At 63.0% G+C, this 19,613-nt stretch carries 16 protein-coding genes; 12 read left to right on the top strand and 4 right to left on the bottom strand.

Features of this window, described 5'->3' with window-relative positions; translation table 11 throughout:
- Positions 1–247: 247 nt before the first annotated feature.
- On the top strand, positions 248–1,825 hold the full coding sequence (locus tag ACODSO_RS18295; RefSeq protein WP_489038219.1) for a flavin monoamine oxidase family protein: 1,578 nt from the start codon (positions 248–250) through the stop codon (positions 1,823–1,825).
- 30 nt (positions 1,826–1,855) lie between these two features.
- Positions 1,856–2,506 (top strand): Rid family hydrolase, encoded by a 651-nt coding sequence (locus ACODSO_RS18300; RefSeq protein WP_489038198.1) that lies wholly within the window; start codon positions 1,856–1,858, stop codon positions 2,504–2,506.
- A gap of 113 nt (positions 2,507–2,619) precedes the next feature.
- Here the strand turns inward: ACODSO_RS18300 and ACODSO_RS18305 are convergent, their stop codons facing one another.
- From ACODSO_RS18305 to ACODSO_RS18320, 4 genes are all read right to left on the bottom strand, one after another.
- A complete protein-coding gene (locus ACODSO_RS18305) occupies positions 2,620–3,282 on the bottom strand; it encodes a nucleoside/nucleotide kinase family protein (RefSeq protein ID WP_489038220.1) in 663 nt (220 codons plus the stop codon).
- 39 nt (positions 3,283–3,321) lie between these two features.
- Complete coding sequence (locus tag ACODSO_RS18310; RefSeq protein WP_489038199.1) at positions 3,322–4,053, bottom strand: aspartate/glutamate racemase family protein; 732 nt, start codon at positions 4,051–4,053, stop codon at positions 3,322–3,324.
- 10 nt (positions 4,054–4,063) lie between these two features.
- Positions 4,064–5,635, bottom strand: coding sequence for an NCS1 family nucleobase:cation symporter-1 (locus tag ACODSO_RS18315; RefSeq protein WP_489038200.1), 1,572 nt, complete (start codon positions 5,633–5,635; stop codon positions 4,064–4,066).
- A gap of 195 nt (positions 5,636–5,830) precedes the next feature.
- Positions 5,831–6,547 (bottom strand): GntR family transcriptional regulator, encoded by a 717-nt coding sequence (locus ACODSO_RS18320; protein ID WP_489038201.1) that lies wholly within the window; start codon positions 6,545–6,547, stop codon positions 5,831–5,833.
- Between the two features lie 94 nt (positions 6,548–6,641).
- Here ACODSO_RS18320 and mftE point away from each other — a divergent pair, with 94 nt between their 5' ends.
- The 10 genes from mftE (at position 6,642) to ACODSO_RS18370 (ending at position 19,585) form a co-directional block, all read left to right on the top strand.
- A complete protein-coding gene (mftE, locus tag ACODSO_RS18325) occupies positions 6,642–7,352 on the top strand; it encodes a mycofactocin biosynthesis peptidyl-dipeptidase MftE (protein WP_489038203.1) in 711 nt (236 codons plus the stop codon).
- 103 nt (positions 7,353–7,455) lie between these two features.
- Positions 7,456–8,853: a mycofactocin biosynthesis glycosyltransferase MftF gene (gene mftF / locus ACODSO_RS18330; RefSeq protein ID WP_489038221.1), complete on the top strand. Its 1,398-nt coding sequence runs from the start codon at positions 7,456–7,458 to the stop codon at positions 8,851–8,853.
- Positions 8,850–10,298: a mycofactocin dehydrogenase MftG gene (gene mftG, locus ACODSO_RS18335; RefSeq protein ID WP_489038204.1), complete on the top strand. Its 1,449-nt coding sequence runs from the start codon at positions 8,850–8,852 to the stop codon at positions 10,296–10,298. Before mftF ends, mftG begins: the two co-directional genes overlap by 4 nt.
- Before the next feature lie 295 nt (positions 10,299–10,593).
- A complete protein-coding gene (locus ACODSO_RS18340) occupies positions 10,594–11,886 on the top strand; it encodes a sigma-54-dependent transcriptional regulator family protein (RefSeq protein WP_489038205.1) in 1,293 nt (430 codons plus the stop codon).
- 117 nt (positions 11,887–12,003) lie between these two features.
- Entirely contained in the window at positions 12,004–13,527 is a 1,524-nt protein-coding gene (gene adh, locus ACODSO_RS18345; protein WP_489038206.1) for an aldehyde dehydrogenase, read from the top strand.
- 62 nt (positions 13,528–13,589) lie between these two features.
- Complete coding sequence (locus ACODSO_RS18350; RefSeq protein ID WP_489038222.1) at positions 13,590–14,081, top strand: DUF779 domain-containing protein; 492 nt, start codon at positions 13,590–13,592, stop codon at positions 14,079–14,081.
- A gap of 204 nt (positions 14,082–14,285) precedes the next feature.
- Positions 14,286–15,725, top strand: coding sequence for an ethanolamine permease (eat, locus tag ACODSO_RS18355; RefSeq protein ID WP_489038207.1), 1,440 nt, complete (start codon positions 14,286–14,288; stop codon positions 15,723–15,725).
- Complete coding sequence (locus tag ACODSO_RS18360; protein ID WP_489038208.1) at positions 15,722–17,134, top strand: ethanolamine ammonia-lyase subunit EutB; 1,413 nt, start codon at positions 15,722–15,724, stop codon at positions 17,132–17,134. Before eat ends, ACODSO_RS18360 begins: the two co-directional genes overlap by 4 nt.
- A complete protein-coding gene (gene eutC, locus ACODSO_RS18365; RefSeq protein ID WP_489038209.1) occupies positions 17,131–17,910 on the top strand; it encodes an ethanolamine ammonia-lyase subunit EutC in 780 nt (259 codons plus the stop codon). Before ACODSO_RS18360 ends, eutC begins: the two co-directional genes overlap by 4 nt.
- 52 nt (positions 17,911–17,962) lie before the next feature.
- Positions 17,963–19,585, top strand: a complete 1,623-nt coding sequence (locus tag ACODSO_RS18370; RefSeq protein WP_489038210.1) for an AMP-binding protein — start codon at positions 17,963–17,965, stop codon at positions 19,583–19,585.
- The last annotated feature ends 28 nt before the right edge of the window (positions 19,586–19,613 follow it).

Here is a 19,613-nt window from a genome sequence, read left to right on the forward strand (position 1 = left end):
AGCCCCGCATTGTTGCGGACGCGTTGCGTCGATGCGTCGGCTGAATTCAAGTGAGTGGGAACTCGAGACGAGTCGATGCCGACGTTCTCACCCGAGAATTCGACGAACGTTTCGCGCGGTACGCATACCCGAATTCTCGGCATTCCACGATTGACCGAACTCGAAACCAGCCGATGTCGGCCGGCAGTACGAGCGAGAGCCGGATTGAGGAGTGGAAAAACACATGGCAGTTACACGGAGATCGTTCATGCGTGGCCTTGGTGTGACAGGCGGTGCAGGACTCGCCTACGGAGCGATGTCGACGATCGGTCTTGCGCCATCGGCCGCAGCGGCGCCCAAGCGGTTTCAGTCGCCCGCGATGGCCGACCTGATCGGACGAGTCGAAGGAAGCCCCAAGGTCGTCGTCCTCGGCGGCGGGCCCGCGGGGCTCTGCTCGGCGTACGAGCTGCAGAAGGCCGGTTACGCCGTGACGATCCTCGAGGCGCGTCAGCGGCCGGGCGGACGAGTGTGGTCCATCCGCGGAGGGGCCGAGGAGACCGACCTCAATGGGGAGACCCAGAAATGCACTTTCTCCGACGGGCACTTCTACAACATCGGCGCAACGCGAATCCCGCAGAGCCACATCACGATGGACTACTGCAAAGAACTCGGCGTCGAGTTGCAGACGTTCGGAAACCAGAACGCGAACACCCTCGTCAACTACAAGAGCAGCACGGCGTTGAATCAGCAGTCGGTGTCCTACCGCGCAGCGAAGGCCGATACCTACGGCTACATGTCGGAGTTGCTGCAGAAGGCAGCCAGCAGAGGTGCCCTGGACGATGTCCTGACGCCCGACGACAAGGACGCCCTGTCGGAGTTTCTGTCCAGCTTCGGCGACCTGTCCGACGACGGACGCTACATCGGATCCACCCGTCGTGGATACAGCTCGGAGCCGGGTGCAGGTCTGAACTTCGGCGAGGAGACGAAGCCGTACGGAATGTCCGACGTGATCCAGAGCGGCATCGGACGAAACTTCAGCTTCGAGTTCGGCTACGACCAGGCCATGCTCATGTTCAGCCCGGTGGGGGGCATGGATCGGATCTACTACGCGTTCTCCGACGCCATCGGCGAGGACAACATCGTCTACGGTGCCGAGGTCACGGCACTGAACAACACGTCCGACGGCGCGACCGTCGAGTACGTCAAAAGCGGCTCGGTGGAATCGATCTCTGCCGACTACGTCATCTGCACCATCCCGCCTGCCCTCGTCACGCGGCTGGACAACAATCTGCCCGCCGAAGTGCTGCTCGCGTTGAAAGCGGCCAAGGCGACACCGTCCGGGAAGCTCGGTATCGAGTACTCGCGACGGTGGTGGGAGACCGACGAGCGCATCTACGGTGGCGCCAGCAACACCGACATGGACATATCCCAGATCATGTTCCCGTACGACCACTACAACTCCGATCGCGGCGTCGTCGTCGCCTACTACAACACGGGTAAGCGGCATCAGGCTTTCGAATCACTCACGCACAAACAGCGCCTGGCCAAGGCGGTCGCCGAGGGATCGATGATCCACGGTGACAAGTACACCAAGGACATCAGCTCGTCGTTCTCCGGAAGTTGGCGCCGAACGAAGTACTCCGAGAGTGCGTGGGTGTCCTGGGCGGGGGCCGGAGATTCGCACGGCGGTGTCGCGACGGCCGAATACTCCACGCTCCTGAAGCCTGTCGAGCACATCTATTTCGCGGGCGATCACCTGTCCAACGCCATTGCCTGGCAGCACGGCGCGTTCACCTCCGCGCGCGACGTGGTCACCTCCATTCACGAACGCGTCACCGCGTCCTGATCCCTGTTCGTCCTCGAAAGGAAACCTCTCTTGTCCAAGAACACACGTTCGTTCGCCGCCGCGCTCGCCGCCGGGGCAATCCTGTTCACTGCGGCGTGCTCGTCGGATTCGGATGCGGCCCCTGCCGACACCGAATCCGCCTCGGGGGCCAGATCGGTCATCGAGCCGGGTGAAGCGAATCCGATGATCGCGCAGGGCGTCGAGATCTCCGGTGATGCAACGGTCTACAAGTCCAGTGGACTCGGACCGACCGCACTGAACGAGGAGGCGGCAGAGGGAAGTCCGGAATCGTACATCGACACCGAGCAATTCTCGGGTGGGTCCTTGCCGTCCGGTGTGACGGTCACGGAGGCCCAGGGAATCGGCGTGCTGAAGAAGATCCGCGACAACCTCGAGGATCAGGGCTATGCGCTCGAGGATGTCGTGTCGATGCGGGTGTTCCTCGACAATGCACCCGGAACCGATCGCGCCGACTATGCAGGTTGGAATCGCGCGTATCGGCAGTTCTTCGCGAACACCAATCTCGACACCGACGAGACCGAGCTCGTGCCGATGGGAACCGCCGAGCCCGCAGCACCGATCGAGCGCAATTCTGCACGACCGTCACGGTTCGCCCTCGAGGTCGCGTCGCTCCCCGTGCAGGGGTGGCTTGTGGAGGTCGAGGTGGATGCGGTGAAGTGACGGTTCTGGACGCGTGATGCTGGGGCTCCGCCCCAGTGGCGCGGTTGAGTGCACGCCAGGACACTTGACCATGCCACTGCGGCGGAGCCGCTAGATCCACTGCGGCGGAGCCGCTAGATCCACTGCGGCGGAGCCGTGATCGTCAGATCGGCGCGGTGAGCGGTGGACGCGATGAGGACGGCGTTGTCCTCGTCGCTGCCGTGGGCCCATGCCCGCGCCTCGACTTCCGTCTTGCCGAACAGACTGTGCCGCTTGACCAACCGCTCCCGACGGATGCCGTCGTCGATGTCGATGTACCAGACCTCGTCCATCGCGGTGCGGGCTTGCGGCCATGCACCGTCGTCGAGTAAGAGGTAGTTGCCCTCGGTGATCACCAGGGGTATGTCGGGGGTGACGGCGATGCTTGCGGCGATGGGTTCGTCGAGGGTTCGGTCGAACTGCGGGGCGTACACGGTGTCGCTGTCTCGACGACGAATGCGGGCGAGGAGATGTGCGTAGCCGGACGCGTCGAAGGTGTCCGGTGCTCCCTTGCGTATGCGGCGACCGAGCCTGGCCAGTTCTCGGTTCGCCAGGTGGAAGCCATCCATCGGTACGAGTACGGCACGGTCGGAGCCGAGCTCGCGGACGAGAAGCTCGGCGAGCGTCGACTTGCCTGCTCCCGGCGCCCCCGTGATGCCGAGGATGCTGCGGCCGGGCCGAGCGGCGATGATCGACGCCCGTGCAATCAACTCGTTCATGTTTCGACGATATGCGGCCGGATTCGGATCCTCGTGGATTTCCGGGGAACAGCTACTCGACGCGGCGGGGCGGGACAGTCAATCGGATCCGAAGCCGGCCAACAGACCTGAGTACTTCTTGGGCCGAGGAGCGGCGAACTCCTCACGCTTTCCGGTGCGCAGCCCCATCGTCACGAGAGACTGCACGAACAACGTCGCTGCTGCCACGCCGTCGACGACGGGTGCGCCGATCTCCGACGAGATGTGCTCACAGAGGTCGGCCATCCCGGCGCACCCGAGGACGATGGCGTCGCTGCCATCGCTTTCCATGGCGTCCCGGCACGCTTCGGTGATGATCTTTCGGGCATCCGGGTCGGTCTCCAGTTCGAGGACCGGGATTTCGCAGGCGTGGACCCCGCGACACTGGCGGGAGAGTCCGTAGTGACCGGCGAGGTCCCAGGCACGCCCGGTGGTTCTGCCCAACGTCGTCACGACGGAGAAGCCGCGACCGAGGAAGCTCGCGGCGTGCATCGCAGCTTCGGCGATTCCGACGACCGGGCCCGACGCTGCCTCCCGCGCAGCGTCCATGCCTGGGTCGCCGAAGCATGCGATGACGTAGCCGTCGGCACCCTGAGCTTCGCCGAGCGCGATCTGTTCCAATATTCCTGGGACACTGAGTGCTTCGTCCACATGGGATTCGATGGAGGCAGGCCCCATCGACGGGCTGACCGCGTCGACGAGTGTGCCCGGGCCTGCGACGGCCCGGGCACACTCTCCGATCGTTGCGGTCATCGACAGCGTGGTGTTCGGGTTGATGACCTTGATGAGCACGGGCAGGATCCTATGCCTTCACCGGGGCGTCGAGGTGATTGGTCACTGCGAGCTTGGTCTTGGTCGCAAGATAGTAGTACAGGGCGAATCCGACGCCGCAGCCGATGAACCAGCTGTATTTCGACGCGGTCGACATCCCGGCGATCTCCATGCCCTCGATGGCACCGTTGAACAGCACGGTGAACATCGCCAGCAATGCACCGGCGATCGTGGCGTACACCGCTGCCGGGTTGTATCCCTTGGAGTACCAGTATTTTCCGGTCGGCGACATCGTGAACAGTTCGTCCACCACTACCTTCTGCTTGCGAACCAGATAGTAGTCGGCGATCAGAACGCCGAACAACGGTCCGATGAATGCACCGAGGGTCTCGAGGGTCAGGTGGATCACATCAGGGTTGTTGTACAGGTTCCACGGCGTGATGAGCACCGAGCCGACGGCTGCGATCATGCCGCCCGCACGCCAACTGATCTTCTGCGGGCTGACATTGGAGAAGTCGAATGCGGGGGAGATGAAGTTGGCGACGATGTTGATACCGATCGTGGCGATCGTGAAGGTGAGTGCGCCCAGCACGATGGCGAACGTGCTGTCGATTCGAGCGACCGTCTCGACGGGGTCGGTGATGAGTTCGCCGAAGACCGGCAGCGTCAACGACGCAGTGACGACGACGAGGATGGAGAAGACGAGGAAGTTCACCGGCAGGCCCAGGAAGTTGCCCTTCTTGACCGCCGCGTAGGACTTGCCGTAGCGGGAGAAGTCACCGAAATTGAGCATCGGGCCGGAGAAGTAGGACACGACGAGCGCGATCGCACCGAGCATGACGGGCACTGCGCTGAATCCGGTGTACTCGACCTCGCCGAGGTTGAGATCGATTGCGCCCCAGCCTGCCTTCCAGATCAGGTAACCGCACAATGCGAACATGACCACGTACACCGCAGGTCCACAGAAGTCGATGAACTTGCGAATCGATTCCATACCCCGCCAGAACACGGCGGCCTGCAGCACCCAGAGGAACAGGAAGCTCGCCCAGCCGAGTGCAGAGAGACCGGCGAAGCCGTAGTCGGCGGTGACGGCATACGGCGCAAGGCTTGGGAAGAGCTTGATGAGGACGATGTCGAGTGCCGCAGATGCCAGGAATGTCTGAATCCCGTACCAGGCAACGGCGATCAGTCCACGAATGATGGCCGGGATATTGGCGCCCAGTACCCCGAACGATGCGCGACACATCACCGGATACGGCACGCCCGAGACCTGGCTGGGCTTGGCGACCAAGTTGCAGAAGAAGTAGACGATCGAGATACCGACGAGGAGTGAGATGAGAACCTGCCAGCTGGCGAGGCCGAGCGCGAACAGGCTTCCCGCCGTGACGTATCCACCGACGGAGTGGACGTCGGACATCCAGAACGCAAAGAGATTGTAGGAGGTCCACGTCTGCTTCTTCAGCGGCGCGAGGTCCTCGTTCGTAAGCCGTGGGTCGTAGCTGTCCTTGATCAATCCGCCGCCGACCGGATGGCCTGCGGCCTCGATCAAGTCGCCTGTCTGCTCAGCAGAGGGCGATAAGGGTCCGTTCGCTGTATCTGTCATCGATGCTCCTGATGAGTAGCGCAGAGCACTCCGGTCGTTCCGCAGGCTCCACTCCTGAAAGCCCTCCGGTCGTTCCGTAGGCTCCACTCCTGGCGAGTGAATCGGTCCACTCCGCGATGGCGAGGACCGGCGAAACAAAAGGTAGCGACGAAGTGTTGCACCTGCGTGACGACAGGGATATATCTTTGGCCTGCCTCAGTCGACCGACGGATCTGCCAACAGTCCCGACTCACTCGTGATGGACGAGATCACCGTATTGAGTCTTCCGGAATGCGATTGCGCGATCTCCAACAATGCGACCGAATCGCGGTCGAGAAACGCTTCGAGCATCGTTCGGTGATCCGAATGCAGCGACGCCCGATCGGACCCTGCGACGTGCACCATCGGTTGTACGGGTTCGGTTATGTTCCAGGCCGATTCAAGCATGTGGAGGAGTCGCTTCATTCGCGAAGGGTTGGTCAGCGACATGTGGAATTGACGACTCCTGCGATGGTACTCACGGGGGTCGTCAGCCGAAATAGCCTCCTCCAGTAAGCGATTGGCCTCTACTGCCTGTTCGAGGTCGCTGTCCGTCGCGAGTTCGACGGCAGTTGCCAGTGCAGCTGTTTCCAGTACCTCTCTGACGATGTACATCTCCCGGAGTTCCGCGGAGGTCAATTGCGCCACGGTGTATCCGAGATTGGGTCGGTGGTCCACCAATCCCTCGCCGATGAGAGTCTTCAACGATTCGCGTACCGGTATTCTGCTGACCCCGAATACCTCGGCGACCTCGTTCAGTGGAATAGGCGTGTTCGGTGGGGCATCACCGGAGAGTATTACTCTGCGGAGTTCGTCGAGAATGGTCGACTGCCTACCTCCGGGCTCATTGATACTCAACTTCGCCAGGAGTACCGATCGCCGACGTGGTGGCATTGTGGTTCCTTCCGTTACACATCGGGCACGCTAGTGGGACATTGTTTCCGCTGTGTGAAGATCGGTCTACCGGGCCGAGAGATACCATCGGCCGGTGCCGAAGAACGACGATGTCCGCCCCGGGTTCGACGAACTCGGACCGAGAGCGTGGCCGAGTGTGGACGGGTCCGTGACGGTCGTCGTACCGCTGGGGGCATTCGAGCAACACGGACCGCACCTTCCGCTCGATACCGACACTCGGATTGCCGAAGCCGTCGCGCGGCGTCTGAAGGGCGTGCAGCTCGCACCGTCTATCGCCTACGGTTCCAGCGGCGAGCACGCGGGATTCGCCGGGACGATATCCATCGGCGCCGACGCGCTTCGGTCCCTGCTCGTCGAATACGGCCGATCGGCGTCCGCATGGGCGACACGGGTGTTGTTCGTCAACGGCCACGGCGGGAACGTCGCCACGCTGATTGCCGCCGTGGAGTTGCTGCGCTACGAAGGCCGCGACGTCGCGTGGGTTCCGTGCGCTGCGCCAGGAGCCGATGCCCATGCTGGGCGGACCGAAACTTCGCTGCTGCTCTGGCTTTCACCGGACGTCGTGGACCTCTCGCGTGCCGAGGTGGGGAACACCGACACCCTCGGAGACCTTCTCCCGCGCCTACGGGACGGAGGAGTGCAGGCTGTGGCACCCAATGGAGTGCTCGGCGACCCGCGGGGGTCCAGCGCCTCCGAGGGCGAGGCGATTCTCGCCGATATGTGTGCCCGCACAGCCGCTGCCCTGCGGCGATGGGCGCCGTCCCCTCGGGGGATGTTGACCTGATCCACCGGTCCGGAAACAAGCGTCGAAACGGGGTTTCGGTATGTTCCCTGTTTTCTCCGGCGGTCGATAACACTTCGCCGCGATGTCCGCTTACGATCACCTGATGGGTCAAGGACGATTACCTGATGGCTTCGGGGTGCGCGTCGATCCTCGGGTACGAACATACTCGGACGGTCGCGTTCTGATCGGGGGATCTCCGACCCGGATGCTCAAGCTTGCGCCGACGGCTGCGGCGATGATCGGCGACGGTTTTCTCGAGGTGACCGATTCACAGTCCGCGCTCGTCGCGCGGAAGTTGCTCGATTCGGGTGTCGCCAACCCACGACCGATGTCGATTCCCTCACCCCGTGACGTGACGGTCGTCGTGCCCTTGAAGAACAACGCGGCAGGGCTCAGCAGGCTGCTGCCTGCACTGCACGGGCTGAATGTGATCGTCGTGGACGACGGTTCCGACGATCCGGTCAAGGCCCCGCCGATGGCCTGGAGTATCGGCGGGGTGACCGTGCTGCGTCACGAGACCTCGCGCGGGCCCGCAGCGGCGAGAAACACCGGCCTACGCAGCGCAACAACTGATTTCGTCGCATTTTTAGACTCCGACGTCGTGCCACGCAAAGGGTGGCTGGAAGTCATGCTCGGACACTTCTCCGACCCGGCCGTCGCTCTTGTCGCACCGAGAATCGTGGCGCTCGAACCCGAGGGTAATACACTCGCGAGGTACGAGCACGCCCGGTCGTCCCTGGATCTGGGGCGCAAAGAGGCTGCTGTGCGTGCGGGAAGCTCGGTGTCCTACGTGCCGAGTGCTGCGATGTTGATTCGTAGACAGGTTGCGCAGGAGTGCGGCGGGTTCGACGAGTCGATGCACGTGGCCGAGGACGTCGACCTCTGCTGGAGGTTGCAGGAAGCGGGTTGGCGGCTGCGATACGAACCGGTGGCCCACGTGGCACACGACCACCGGGTGACCTTCGGCCGCTGGTTCGGACGCAAGCTGTTCTACGGCACCGGCGCGAGCCCGCTCGCCGAACGGCACCCGGGCATGGTTCCGCCGATCTCGATGTCCCCGTGGACGCTGGTTGCATGTTTGCTCGCGGTGAGCTTCACCAAATTCGGTCTGCTCGGGGCGCTGTTGACGCTTGGCGTCACCATCGGCCGCCTTCGCAAGATGTTCGTCGGTCTCGATCAACCCACTCGGATTGCCGCGATTCTTGCGACCGAGGGTTTCATCGGAGGTATGTGGCAACTCGCATCCGCCCTGTGTCGCCATTATTGGCCGGTCACGCTCCTTGCGGTGATCCTGTCCAGTCGGATTCGAAAGATCGCTCTGGGTCTTGCCGTGGCAGAAGCGTTGTCGGACTGGTACAACCATCGTGAGCTAGGTGGTCTGGATCCGGTTCGGTACGCGTTCTTCAAGCGCATCGACGATGTCGCCTACGGTGCCGGACTGTGGTCCGGAGCAGTGCACGCGCGAAGCGTGAAGGCATTGACGCCACGAATGGACACATGAGCACAGCCCGTGCCGTGGACGTGATCGTCGTCGGTGGCGGGTCATGCGGATCGGTTGTGGCGGCGCGGCTGAGCGAGGACCCGTCGTGTTCGGTGATGTTGCTCGAGGCGGGATCGGGGTTCGGTTCCCTCGGCGACGTACCGCAGGACATTCTGGATGCACGCATTCTGCCCATCGGGCCGCAGAGCGCCTGGGTCGATACCTACCGTGCCGAGTTGACGCCGTCGCTGACGCGGACCGTGGCGCGGGGCCGCGTACTCGGAGGGTCGGGGGCCGTGAACGGTGGCTACTTCATCCGAGCGCGCCCCTCGGACTTCGACGCGTGGCCGAAGTCGTGGTCCTTCGACGACGTCCTCCCGTACTACTGCAAGCTCGAGAACGACATGGACTTCTCCGGGAGCTTCCACGGCGACGCGGGGCCGATGCCCGTCTCGCGTGTCACCGAGGACTCGATGTCTCTTCTCAGCGAGATGTTCGTCGACGCGGCCCGTCGCGCCGGATTCGCGGACGACCCGGACAAGAATGCACCCGACCCCGCTGGTGGCATCGGGCCGGTGCCACGCAACATCTTTCGCGGCGTTCGTACCAATGCTGCTGTTGCATATCTACTTCCGGCATCGAGTCGGGCCAACTTGACGGTCGTCGATAGTGCGCGTGTCCTCGCCGTGACGTTCGACGGGATGAGAGCGAACGGAGTCACCGTCGCGACGGCTCGGTCTGTCGAGCATCTGCGGGCAGACCGAGTGATCCTGTGCGCGGGGGCGGTGCGTACACCGCAGTTGCTGATGTTGTCCGGTGTCGGACCGGCGAGAGGCATTGTCGAGAAAGGTATTTCGGTGAAACTCGACCATCCTCGTGTGGGTCGAGGGTTCAGTGACCATCCGGAAGTCGGTGTGTACTACGAAGTTTCGGACTCGGCTATCGGTCGATCACCGATCGAGGCCGTCCTTCACGTCGACGATCTGGAAATACGTCCGTATTCGGTACCGTTCGACCGGATGATTCCAGGGCTCGCAATCGGCGACCCGATGATAGGCGTCGGATTGATGCGCCCGGAGAGTCGAGGCGACATCACTCTACGGACCGATGATCCCGCCGATACACCCCTCGTTCGCTATCGTTATCTGGAGACCGAATCGGATCGATCGGCGTTGTCCGCCGGCCTCGACATGGTCGGCGAGATGATGGGTGGCGTTGCGCCGTTGGCAACCGTCGTCGGCGATCCGTTGCTCGGGCGGCTCGGGACCTCGCTTCATCTGTCGGGTAGCTGCGCGATGGGCGACGACGGCTCGGTGCTCGACGATTCGTGCCGGGTCCGGGGGATCGACGGACTGTACGTTCTCGACACCTCGGCATTTCCTGTCGTACCGACGAGAGGGCCACACGCGACGGCGATCATGCTCGCCGAACGCGGAGCGGACCTCGTTCGAGGCACGGTGGCGTAGGTTCATGGTCCGTGGGCCGTTCACGGGTCGCACAGCGGTGCGAACCGACGTCCGACAATCTCCTCGCAATTCCGTGATCAAGCAGTCCGGAAAGTCGTTGAAGGAGAAGCGCGCGGACAAGAAGACGGAGGCGTCCGCCGACTCGAGCATAGACATTTCCGCGACAAGCAAGAAGCGCTGACCGAGTGCGGGTCCTTCGGCCTCGGCGGACAACCGTCGGGGATGAAGGGGCTGTATTCTGCGTGTGTGAGCTGCGTTACAGTAGGGTGACCGCGCCAGAAGAGGTAGCAAACTGATGACTGGAAACATCCGGGGGCAGGGCAACCCGTGGGTCGCTGTTCGCCCTGGTGAGGACCTCGATGTCCTTGCTCGACGGATGACGACCGCGCATCGGTCGTTCGTCGAGGACAGGTCTCCATCCGACAGTGTCCGCTCCGTGGTCCTCGATTCGTGGCTGCGTAGCAGAACACAAGGCGTCGATCCGGACGGCCGCGACGACTCGGTAGTCCTCTCTGGCGCCGAACTCGATCGATACCGCGACGGCCATCCGATGTCGATCATCAGGCCGGTCATCCGCAAGTTGCTCGTCGAGGATGCAGCCGACACCGGTCTGCTCGTCGCGATTTCCGACGCCGAAGGCCGCCTCTTGTGGGTCGAGGGCGATTCCGCAGCGAAGGACCGTGCCAGTTCGATGAGTTTTGCGGAGGGCGTCGACTGGAGCGAGGAGAGCAAAGGGACCAATGCTCCCGGAACCGCTCTCGCCGTCGATCACTGTGTGCAGATATTCGCTGCGGAGCACTTCAGCAGATCCGTCCACGAATGGAGCTGCTCTGCTGCACCTGTCCACCATCCGACCAGTGGTCGCATCCTGGGCGCCATCGATATCACGGGCGGACCGCGGGTGGCGGTTCCCGAGGTGCTCTCGCTCATTCGTGCCACTGTCGCAGCGGCGGAATCGGAGCTGCGCGTACATCTGATGAATTCACCGAAGTCGCTGGGGGACACCGCCCCTCGCTTGGAGGTGCTCGGGTCGGGTAAGCCGGGGGTGGTGCGGAGTTCCGGTCGCGTGTCGTTGTCGCAGCGTCACGCGGAGATACTCCTTCTTCTTGCCGACCACCCCGAGGGTCTGAGTTCGGATCACCTCGCGGTGTTGCTCGACGAGCACGAGCTGGACTCGGTCACCATTCGTGCGGAGATGTCACGGCTGCGGAAGGCTTTCGGTTCGGCCGGTCTCGCGTCACGTCCCTATCGCCTGGTGGGGGAGCTGAACTCCGATGTCGGTGATATCCGCCGCGCTCTGGACCGCGGTGACGTGGAAGCAGCGCTCCGGATCTACACCGGTCCGGTGCTGCCGGGATCCTCGGCGCCCGGCATCGAGGAGATTCGCGAGGAACTCCGCTCGCGCGTTCAGGCGGCACTGCTACGAGCGGGTGACCCCGTCCTGCTCGCGCAGTGGACGTCGTCGATTCACGGAAGGACCGACGTCATCGCCTGGGAAGCCTATCGGGCCACCCTCAGCTCCGATTCCGCTCTGTACGACCAGGTCAGCGCGCGTTTGAGTCATCTCGACCGTCAGCTGGGCGTCTAGTCTTCCCTGGCCTCGGGCAGACCGGTCGTAGTTGCACGCAGTGCAGCAACCTAGTTGCAACGTTGCAGACTCTAGTGTTCTGAATCACATCAGTTCTGTGATCAGAAGGAGTCCTAGATGTCTGTTTACGCCCGTCCCGGTACCGAGAATTCGGTCATGTCGTTTCAGCCGCGCTACGAGAACTGGATCGGCGGCGAATGGGTACCACCGGTCAAGGGTCAGTACTTCGAGAACCCGACTCCCGTCACCGGTGAGAACTTCTGCGAGGTAGCTCGCTCCACGTCGGAGGACATCGAGCTCGCGCTCGACGCTGCACACGCCGCCGCACCTGCGTGGGGCAAGACTTCCGCCGCAGAGCGCGCCGTGATCCTCAACAAGATCGCCGATCGCATCGCCGAGAACCTCGAGTCGATCGCGCTCGCCGAGTCCTGGGACAACGGCAAGCCGATTCGCGAGACTCTCAACGCCGATATCCCGTTGGCGGTCGATCACTTCCGCTACTTCGCCGGATGCATCCGTGCGCAGGAAGGCTCGCTCTCCGAAATCGACTCCGACACAGTTGCGTACCACTTCCACGAGCCCCTCGGCGTTGTCGGCCAGATCATTCCGTGGAACTTTCCGATCCTCATGGCGGTGTGGAAGCTCGCTCCCGCGCTGGCAGCAGGAAACGCCGTCGTCCTCAAGCCGGCCGAGCAGACGCCGGCGTCGATTCTGCACCTGATCTCGATCATCGGCGATCTGCTTCCCGCCGGGGTCCTCAACGTCGTCAACGGGTTCGGTACCGAGGCGGGCAAGCCCCTCGCATCCAGCCCGCGTATCGCCAAGATCGCGTTCACCGGCGAGACCACTACCGGGCGACTGATCATGCAGTACGCATCGCAGAACCTGATTCCGGTCACGCTCGAGCTCGGCGGCAAGAGCCCGAACGTCTTCTTCTCCGATGTTCTTTCGGCCAACGACGACTACCAGGACAAAGCCCTCGAAGGCTTCACGATGTTCGCCCTCAATCAGGGTGAAGTGTGCACCTGCCCGTCGCGTTCGCTCATCCAGGCAGACATCTACGACGAGTTCCTCGCACTCGCCGCGATCCGCACCAAGGCTGTTCGACAGGGCGATCCGCTCGATACCGACACCATGATCGGTGCACAGGCATCGAACGATCAGCTCGAGAAGATCCTGTCCTACATCGAGATCGGCAAGGGTGAGGGTGCTCAGGTCGTCACCGGTGGTGAGCGTGCTCAGCTCGGCGGAGACCTCAACGGCGGCTACTACGTTCAGCCGACGATCTTCACCGGCAAGAACGACATGCGTATCTTCCAGGAGGAGATCTTCGGGCCGGTCGTCTCGGTGACGTCTTTCAAGGACTACGACGAGGCCATCTCCATCGCCAACGACACCCTGTACGGACTCGGTGCAGGCGTGTGGTCGCGGGACGGCGGCGTCGCGTACCGCGCGGGTCGAGACATCAAGGCCGGTCGAGTGTGGACCAACACGTACCACCAGTACCCGGCGCACGCTGCCTTCGGCGGCTACAAGCAGTCGGGCATCGGCCGCGAGAATCACAAGATGATGCTGGATCACTACCAGCAGACGAAGAACCTTCTGGTCAGTTACGCACAGAAGGCCCAGGGCTTCTTCTGATGCCTGACGGGTCGGGTCCAGCTTCGGCTGCGCCCGCGCGTCTTCGAGCCACCGCCGGGGCGATGGAGCTTCTCCGTCGCCTCGGCGGTATCCACGGCGCACTGATGATGCATCAGTCCGGCGGATGCTGTGACGGCTCGTCGCCGATGTGTTATCCCGCAGGCGAATTCATCGTCGGTGACCGGGACGTTCTTCTCGGATTGCTCGATCTTCGTCTCGGCGTCGACGACATCCCGGACGATCTCCCCGACGGTGACGACGCTGTTCCGGTGTGGATTTCGGGTTCGCAGTTCGAGGCGTGGAAGCACACGCAGATGGTCCTCGACGTCGTGCCCGGGCGTGGATCCGGCTTCTCCCTCGAGACACCTGAGGGCCTTCGGTTCCTCAGTCGGGGGCGCGCGTTCACCCCGGAGGAGAACGACGCGCTGAAAGGCACGGCGCCGCTGGTCGGCGTCGACTGGGAAGAGGGGCGCCGGCCACCGGTTCCGCACGATGTTCTCGTCGTCGCGGAAGCGGAGGATGCGTGTCCCGTTCCGGGACTGCTTCAGGGGTAGGCGCTCCGCCCCAGTGGCGCGGTCAAGTGCATTGGAGTGCACTCAACCGCGCCACTGCGCCGGAGGCGCATCGGTAGCACCAACTGGTAGCTCCGTAATTCTCTCGTCATATGTCGATCACTCCGCGCTTACACCGCGGGCATATCTTGATTCGATTCGCTTCCCCCGGCGATAACGAGCTCACTGCTTCGAGAGAGGCCGCACATGTCCGTCAGCAAACCAACAGGCGCCCATCACGACGGGACCGAGTCCCACGTCGAAGGAAGCGATTATCTGGCGAAGCGTCAGTTGAAGAAGGGAACCGCGGGTTGGGTCCTCCTCGCCGGGCTCGGCGTCAGCTATGTCATCTCGGGTGACTACTCGGGCTGGAACTTCGGATTGGAACAGGGCGGCTTCGGCGGCCTGCTGATCGCCGGCATCATCATCGCCGGCATGTATCTGGCGATGGTGCTCGGCATGGCCGAGATGTCCTCGGCACTGCCCGCGGCGGGCGGTGGCTACACGTTCGCGCGTCGCGCGCTCGGACCGTGGGGTGGTTTTGCAACCGGGACAGCGATTCTCATCGAGTACGCAATCGCGCCTGCAGCTATCGCGACCTTCATCGGTGCGTACGTCGAGTCTCTCGGGCTGTTCGGAATCACCGACGGGTGGTGGGTCTATCTCGCCGTGTATGCCATCTTCATCGGGATCCATCTCGGCGGAGCGGGTGAAGCTCTCAAGATCATGTTCGTCATCACCGGGATCGCACTTGTCGGCCTGGTGATCTTCGCGGTGTCGGCGGTGGGCCAATTCGATTCGGCCAACCTGACCGACATCGCTCCGACCGATGCCGCCGGTGCGTCGAGCTTCCTGCCGTTCGGATACATCGGAATCTGGGCAGCCGTCCCGTTCGCGATCTGGTTCTTTCTGGCCATCGAAGGTGTGCCGCTGGCTGCCGAAGAAGCGAAGGATCCGACCAAGAACGTGCCGCGAGGAATCATCGCGGCCATGGCTGTTCTCCTCGTTACCGGCGCAGGCGTGCTCTTCCTCGTGACCGGAGCCGGCGGTGCGGACGCGATGCAGGCGTCGGGCAATCCGCTCGTCGAGGCGCTCGGTGACAGCTCGGCCGCGAAGGTCGTCAACTACATCGGGCTCGCAGGACTGGTCGCGAGCTTCTTCTCGATCATGTACGCGTACTCGAGGCAGCTGTTCGCGCTGTCCCGTGCCGGCTATCTACCGAATTCGCTGTCGGTGACCAACTCTCGCAAGGCTCCGACCCTCGCACTGATCGTCCCAGGCGTCATCGGGTTCCTGCTTTCGCTCACCGGTCAGGGCGCGATGCTGCTGAACATGGCCGTGTTCGGCGCTGCGCTGAGTTACGTTCTGATGATGATCAGCCACATCGTGCTGCGTCGCAAGGAACCGCACATGGAGCGTCCGTACCGCACCCCAGGCGGCATTGCCACCACCGGATTCGCCCTCGTCATCGCGGCTCTCGCAGTGGTCGCGACCTTCCTCGTGGACAGCACCGCTGCGCTGTGGTGCCTCGCGGTGTTCGCGGCGTTCATGGTGTACTTCGGCCTCTACAGTCGTCATCATCTCGTCGCGAATTCACCGGACGAAGAATTCGCCGCACTCGCGGAAGCAGAAGCCGAACTCGAATGAGCATCTATACGCAGTCGGTGTCCGGCACGACCTATCAGTTCGACGGCCTCGTCGAACTGATGGCGAAGGCAACGCCCTTGCGCTCCGGCGACGAACTGGCCGGCTGCGCGGCGCAGTCCGATGCAGAACGAGCCGCAGCACAATGGGCACTGTCGGAGGTGTCTCTCGATGTGTTCCTGCATGATCTGCTCGTTCCGTACGAGACCGACGAGGTCACCCGGCTCATCATCGACTCACACGATCGGTCCGCGTTCGGCGCCATCTCGCATCTGACCGTCGGCGGGCTGCGGGATTGGCTGCTCGACGCCGCAGCGTCGCCGGATTCGGCGTCGATTCTGCGGTCCGTGGCAGCGGGGTTGACACCCGAGATGGTCGCAGCTGTCAGCAAGATCATGCGCAATCAAGATCTGATCTCGGTTGCGCGGGCTGCCGAGGTGACGTCCGCCTTCCGAACGACCGTCGGGATGCCGGGGACACTCAGCACACGGCTGCAGCCGAACCATCCGACCGACGACCCACGTGGAATCGCGGCCGCAACGCTCGACGGCCTTCTACTCGGGTCCGGCGACGCGGTCATCGGAATCAATCCCGCTACCGATTCTCCGCATGCCACATCGGATCTGCTCTACCTGCTCGACGACATCCGGCAGCGATTCGAGATCCCGACGCAGTCGTGCGTGCTCTCGCACGTGACGACGACGATGGAGCTGATCGGCAAGGGAGTCCCGGTCGATCTCGTCTTCCAATCCGTTGCCGGCACCGAGGGTGCGAATTCCGGTTTCGGAGTGCATGTTTCCCTGCTTCGCGAGGCCAATGAAGCAGGACGTTCGCTGCATCGAGGAACCGTCGGAGACAACGTCATGTATCTCGAGACGGGGCAGGGATCGGCGCTGAGTGCAGGCGCGCATCTGGGCACGGACGGCAAACCCGTCGACCAGCAGACGTTGGAGACTCGTGCGTATGCGGTGTGCCGCGATCTCGAGCCGTTGTTGGTCAACACGGTCGTCGGGTTCATCGGCCCGGAGTATCTGTACGACGGTAAACAGATCATTCGTGCAGGCCTCGAAGATCACTTCTGCGGAAAGCTTCTCGGACTGCCGATGGGCGTCGACGTCTGCTACACCAACCATGCCGAAGCCGACCAGGACGACATGGACACCCTTCTCACGCTCTTGGGAGCGGCAGGGGTTGCCTTCGTCATCGCAGTACCCGGCGCCGACGATGTGATGCTCGGGTACCAGAGCCTGAGCTTCCACGACGTTCTGTACGTGCGGCAGGTATTGGGATTGAAGCCGGCACCCGAGTTCGCTGCGTGGCTCGATCGTCTCGGGATGGTCGATTCCACCGGAAGAATCCTCGACATCGACGCTGTGGGCTCCCCTCTTCGAGCGTTGACCGGTGCGCGATGAGTGAACTCGAACCAGAACGTGCGGACAGCGCACTGTGGGATGAGCTCCGGCTGAGCACTCAGGCTCGGATCGGGCTCGGGCGCACCGGTGACTCGCTGCCGACCCGTCGGGTGCTGGAATTCAGGTCCGCGCACGCGGCAGCACGAGACGCGGTCCACATGCCGCTCGAGGTCGACAAGTTCGCGGTGGACGTGGAGAAGGTGGGCGTCGGAGCGCCCGTTGTCGTGACATCGAAGGCGACGTCGAGGGCCGAGTATCTGCGGAGGCCGGATCTGGGACGCTCGCCGGACGACCTGTCGTCGATCGACAAGGGCGACTTCGATGTCGGCTTCGTCCTGAGTGACGGTTTGTCTCCGAGGGCGCTGATGGATCACGGCTCGTCGATGCTGGAAGCGCTCGTGAAGGAACTGTCGGACACGTATTCGATTGCGCCACCGGTGATTGCGACAGAGGCGCGAGTCGCGCTCGGTGACCATATCGCCGAGGCGATGGGCGTGCGTACCGTTGTCGTGCTGATCGGGGAGCGACCCGGTCTTTCGGTGGCGGACAGCCTCGGGATCTATCTCACGCACCTACCCGCGCCCGGAAAGTCCGATGCCGATCGGAACTGCATCTCGAACATCCATCCTCCGGAAGGCCTTGGATATCAGCAGTCGGCGAAGATCGTGGCGAGCTTGATCTCCGGAGCGCGCAAGCTGGGTAGATCCGGTGTCGCTCTCAAAGACACCTCGCGTGCCGAAGCCCTCGAGTCCTCGGAGGCGTTGACCATCGAGTAGCACCCCTGTCCGGGGGTAGATGGCCGTGACTCAGGTCACTATCCTGGCTCGTATGGAGAGTCTCAGTTTTTCGTCGGGAAGTTCGTCGACACCGCTTCTCGAGGACACTATCGGTGCAAATCTCGACCGGACCGCCGCTGAGCACGCTGGACGCGACGCACTGATCGACGTGCCGTCGGGGCGACGGTGGACCTACTCGGAATTTCTCGCGGACGTCGAATTGTTGGCGGCCGGCCTTCTCGTGAAAGGGGTAGGGCGGGGCGACCGCGTCGGGATGTGGGCCCCGAACTGTCCCGAATGGGTTCTGGCCCAGTACGCGACGGCGAAGATCGGTGCGATTCTGGTCAACATCAATCCGGCGTACCGGACGCACGAGTTGCGTTTCGTGCTGAAGCAAGCCGGTGTGTCGGTGCTGCTGTCGGCCCAGGAATTCAAGGGTTCGGATTACACCGCGATGATCGACGAAGCGCGCGCCGAGGCACCCGACCTTCGCGAAGTCGTGTACATCGGCAGCTTCGGCTGGGAACTGATGACCGACAGAGGGCACCGCGCGCTCACCGAAGAACCGTCCATGGTGGCAGACGCGCAATCGACGTTGACCGCACACGATCCGATCAATATTCAGTACACCTCCGGGACAACAGGTTTCCCCAAGGGTGCCACGCTGAGTCACCGGAACATCCTGAACAACGGCTATTTCGTCGGCGAGTTGTGCCATTACACCGCAGCCGATCGTGTGTGCATTCCGGTGCCGTTCTATCACTGCTTCGGCATGGTGATGGGCAATCTAGCGTGCACCAGCCACGGTGCTGCGATCGTCATTGCCGGCCAGGCATTCGACGCGGCGGCGACGCTGACAGCCGTCCAGCAGGAACGATGCACCTCGCTGTACGGGGTGCCGACGATGTTCATCGCCGAACTTGCACTGGCCGAGTTCGATTCGTTCGATCTGAGCAGTTTGCGTACCGGAATCATGGCCGGCTCGCCGTGCCCGACCGAGGTGATGAAGCAGGTCATCGAGCGGATGGGAATGTCCGAGGTCTCGATCTGCTACGGGATGACCGAGACGTCGCCGGTGTCGCTGCAGACTCGGAGCGACGACACCATCGATCAGCGAGTGTCGACGGTGGGTGCGGTCGGACCGCATCTCGAGGTGAAGATCGTCGATCCGGTCGACGGCAGGACACTGCCTCGCGGAGAGTCCGGGGAACTGTGCACCCGTGGGTATTCGGTCATGCTCGGTTACTGGGAACAGCCCGAGAAGACTGCGGAGGCGATCGACACCGAGGGGTGGATGCATACCGGCGACATCGGCGTCATGGATGACCTCGGCTACGTGTCCATCACCGGACGGATCAAGGATATGGTCATCCGCGGGGGCGAGAACGTGTATCCGCGCGAGATCGAAGAGTTCCTGTACACCCATCCGGACATCCTCGACGCCCAGGTTGTCGGCGTCCCCGACGCCAAGTACGGGGAGGAACTGATGGTTTGGATACGGATGAGGGACGGCGCGGTGCCGCTCGACGCCGAGGCCGTCAAGGCGTTCTCCGCAGGCAAGCTGGCGCACTACAAGATCCCGCGATACGTCCACGTCGTCGACGAATTCCCCATGACGGTCACCGGGAAGGTGCGCAAGGTGGAAATGCGCGAACGGTCGCTCGACCTGATCTGACTCTCACAACCGCTTCGGCGGTCTACAA

The sequence above is a fragment of the Rhodococcus sp. FG69 genome, from assembly GCF_057808915.1.